Genomic DNA, 3630 nt, shown 5'->3' with positions numbered 1-3630 from the left:
CAGCCGTTTCTCATATTGGATGTGTCCGCCTGTTCGATTTCGAGGAAATGTTTGATTTCTTCCCGCATAATCAGCTCTAATTTTTCCTTCACAAACTGACGAATGACACTTTCCAGTTGATTTGCCCAGTCGACACTCGGTATACTTCTTTTAGACATAGGTAGGGTACTCCTTTCTCTGGAATGTGTTATGGCTAAATCAGAGAATACCCTACCTTTTTTCTTTTGGTCTAGCAAAATGCTTTACACAAACTTTTATACATCATCCTTTAAGCGCCAAGCATTTTTATTAAAATCCCATTTAATTAATTAAGATCTCTAAAATTTAGGTCATTTGTTTTGTTAGTTTTGACTGTTTTTAATCAGGGCTTTGTTAAATTTCAATGTTGATTTTTAAACCACACAAAAAGACCGAAATAAATTCGGTCTTTTTGTGTGTCTTCTTCAACTATTGCATTATTCTTTCACGTTTAGCAATCGCATGCTGTTTAATGTTACGATTAATGTTGCTCCCATATCCGCAAATATCGCTAACCATAACGTTAACCAACCAGGTACAATTAACAATAACGCCAGCACCTTAATGCCCAAAGAGAAGGTAATGTTTTGCTTAATAATTGCTAAAGCCTTGCGGCTCAATTTAATCGTATATGGCAATTTACTTAAATCATCAGACATTAAAGCAATATCGGCTGTTTCAAGGGCTGTATCGGTTCCAGCACCACCCATTGCCACACCAACGGTTGAAGCTGCAAGAGCTGGTGCATCGTTCACACCATCTCCAACCATCGCAACACTTCGATACTTGTCGCGAAGCTCTTTGATGAAATTCAGTTTATCTTCTGGAAGTAAATCGGCTTTAATATCGGAAACACCGACTTGTTTTCCGATGGCTTCGGCTGTTCTTTGGTTATCTCCCGTCAGCATCACCGTTTTTTCAATACCGACTTGATGAAGTTTTCGAATAACCTCTTTGGATGATTCTCTTATTTCGTCTGCCACGGCAATTAACGCCAGAATTTCTTTTTCCGTTCCTAATGCCATGACCGTTTTCCCTTGTATTTGAAGGGTTGTAATTTGTTCTTTTATTTCTGATTGGATGCCATTTGGAAGAAGTTCTTCAAAAAGACCTGGACTTCCGACATAATACATTGCGTTATTTACTTTGGCTTTGACCCCTTTACCTGTAATGGATTGGAATTCTTCAACCGATACATCATTAAAATTCAATCCATCTTCTTCTGCTTTTCTTATAATGGCGGAAGCAAGTGGATGTTGTGAGCCTTTTTCAATGGCTGCTGTAATGGTCATTAGTTCATTTTCATCGCCATTATAAGTGACTACATCGGTGACGGAAGGAATACCTTTTGTTAAGGTTCCTGTTTTATCAAAAGCAATCACTTTTAAGTTTCCTGCTTCCTCTAAATAAATACCACCTTTAATTAACACACCGTTTTTCGCTGCATTTCCAATGGCAGTTACAATCGAAACAGGCGTGGAAATAACCAACGCACACGGACAACCAACCACTAATACAGCTAGACCTCGATAAATCCATTCGCTCCAATCAGCACCCATAAATAATGGCGGAATAACGGCTAGTAAAAGAGCAAAAATGATAATGGCTGGTGTATAGTATTTGGCAAAACGATCTACAAACGCTTGAGAAGGTGCTCGTTCTGCTTGAGCTTCTTCCACTAAATGGATGATTTTCGAAAGAGTTGTATCTTCCACTCGTTTTGTCACTTTTACTTCCAATAACCCTTCTTCATTCAATGTTCCTGCAAAGACTTCATCACCGACTGTTTTGGTTACTGGAACACTTTCTCCCGTAATGGCAGCCTGATTTAGCGTAGATGTACCCTTGATGACGATTCCATCCATCGCTAATTTCTGACCAGGCTTTACGATCATAATATCTCCGACTTGAATATCGTCAACAGGGACCATCATTTCTTCATTTCCGCGACGAATTAATGCTTCTTTTGGAGCAATATCCATCAACGATTCAATAGATTGACGAGCTTTATCCATGGAATAACGCTCTAAGGCTTCGCTAATGGCGAATAGAATAACAACCGTTGCACCTTCTCCCCATTCACCAATCGCTGCAGCTCCTAAAATCGCCACTGTCATCAGCGTATTCATATCAAAATTCAATCGAACTAGGTTTTTGAAACCTTTTATAAATAACGAATATCCACCGATTAAAATTGCTGCAGCATATCCAATTGTCGCAAAGATATGCTCTTCTCCGTATTGCTTCCCTAAAAACCAACTGATCACAAGCAAAACGGCGGAAATATACACTTTAATGTTCTCTTTTTGCTTCCAAAAAGGTTCACGCTTGACTGATTTTTCTTTATCTTCCCGAACCTTTAAGTTTTCAAAAGCTCCTGCTTTTTCTAATTCTTCGATGGTTGTTGTACCCCAAACGGTAATTTTAGATGCTCCAAAGTTTACTTTAGCATCTTGAACACCTGGCAATGATTTTACATTATTTTCAAACTTTGCCGCACAGTTTGCACAAGTAAATCCTTGAACACGGTAGGTTTTCGCTTCTGATTTAGATAATTTTGCTTGTTGTTCAGACACGGACTTTCACCTCTTTATCATGTGCTAACGCAATCATGATTAACTGCTTAATATGGTCATCATCCAGCGAATAAAATGCTAGCTTTCCTTCTTTTCGATACTTTACAATCCCTTGTTTATAAAGAGTCCGTAAATGATGGGAAGTGGTTGCAACAGAAGCCCCAATGATATTGGCAATATCACATACACATAACTCTTCATCTTGGCAAAGTGAATAGGCAATTTTTGCCCTATTTTCATCTGCCAGTGCTTTAAACAACAGGACAACACTGGATATATCTTCTTTTTGCAATTCCCCTTGTATTCGATTGACTTTTTCTTCGTCATAACAATAAATTTCACATGTATCTTTCTTACTCATTCATTATCCCCCTTTCATATTCAAATTTCCGTTTGAATATATTATACCTCATTTCTTTTATTATTCAAACATTTATTTGAATGAAAAACAAAAAAGAATTGGATGTAAAAAATCAACCTAATATTTACCAGGCATTTCATTTAATTAGCTACATCAAAAAATTCTATTAGCTAAAAACAATAAACCTCATTATCCGCAAAAAGATAATGAGGTTTACTATTTCTTAACCAAAGAATGTTTGGAACAATAAATATGCGTTTAAGCTGATAATCACCATCGCTACCATCCAAGCAAGAACTTTCAACCATAATGGATTTGCGAACTCGCCCATTTTCTTTTTATCGCTAGTGAATTGAACGAGAGGCACTACCGCGAAAGAGAGCTGTAAAGAAAGAATAACTTGGCTCAAAATAAGTAATTGAGCCGTTCCGCTTTCGCCATAAAGAGCAGTTACAACAACGGCTGGGACAATGGCAATCAATCGAGTGATCAGCCTTCTTAACCAAGCAGGAAGGCGAATGTTTAGAAAACCTTCCATCACAATTTGACCAGCTAAGGTTCCTGTTAATGTGGAGTTTTGACCAGAAGCCAACAAAGCAACTCCAAGTGAACTACCCCCACTTAATTTCTAGCGAAAATTTGAAGTGGGGGCTTCCAAAGAAGTTTGACTGCTTC

At 38.0% G+C, this 3630-nt stretch carries 2 protein-coding genes and 2 pseudogenes; all 4 read right to left on the bottom strand.

Annotation, left to right across the window (positions count from 1 at the left end):
- Positions 1 to 158 (bottom strand): annotated as a pseudogene (locus DCC82_RS17980) (IS256 family transposase); the annotation flags it as partial.
- 297 nt (positions 159 to 455) lie between these two features.
- Positions 456 to 2594: a heavy metal translocating P-type ATPase gene (locus tag DCC82_RS05230; RefSeq protein WP_108430267.1), complete on the bottom strand. Its 2139-nt coding sequence runs from the start codon at positions 2592 to 2594 to the stop codon at positions 456 to 458.
- On the bottom strand, positions 2587 to 2955 hold the full coding sequence (locus DCC82_RS05225; RefSeq protein WP_011230088.1) for an ArsR/SmtB family transcription factor: 369 nt from the start codon (positions 2953 to 2955) through the stop codon (positions 2587 to 2589). The genes DCC82_RS05230 and DCC82_RS05225 overlap by 8 nt, the downstream gene beginning before the upstream one ends.
- A gap of 223 nt (positions 2956 to 3178) precedes the next feature.
- Positions 3179 to 3574, bottom strand: a pseudogene (locus DCC82_RS05220) (divalent metal cation transporter); the annotation flags it as partial.
- Positions 3575 to 3630: the final 56 nt, after the last annotated feature.

It is taken from the genome of Geobacillus sp. LYN3, from assembly GCF_003064505.1.
Taxonomy (GTDB): Bacteria; Bacillota; Bacilli; order Bacillales; family Anoxybacillaceae; genus Parageobacillus_B; species Parageobacillus_B toebii.
Note: the sequence above shows the minus strand (reverse complement) of the source record. Positions and strands in the feature narration are given on the sequence as shown.

Bases quoted from the DNA above. Each gene is read 5' to 3' on its own strand.
- DCC82_RS05225 (WP_011230088.1), bottom strand. From the start codon at position 2,955: ATGAGTAAGAAAGATACATGTGAAATTTATTGTTATGACGAAGAAAAA.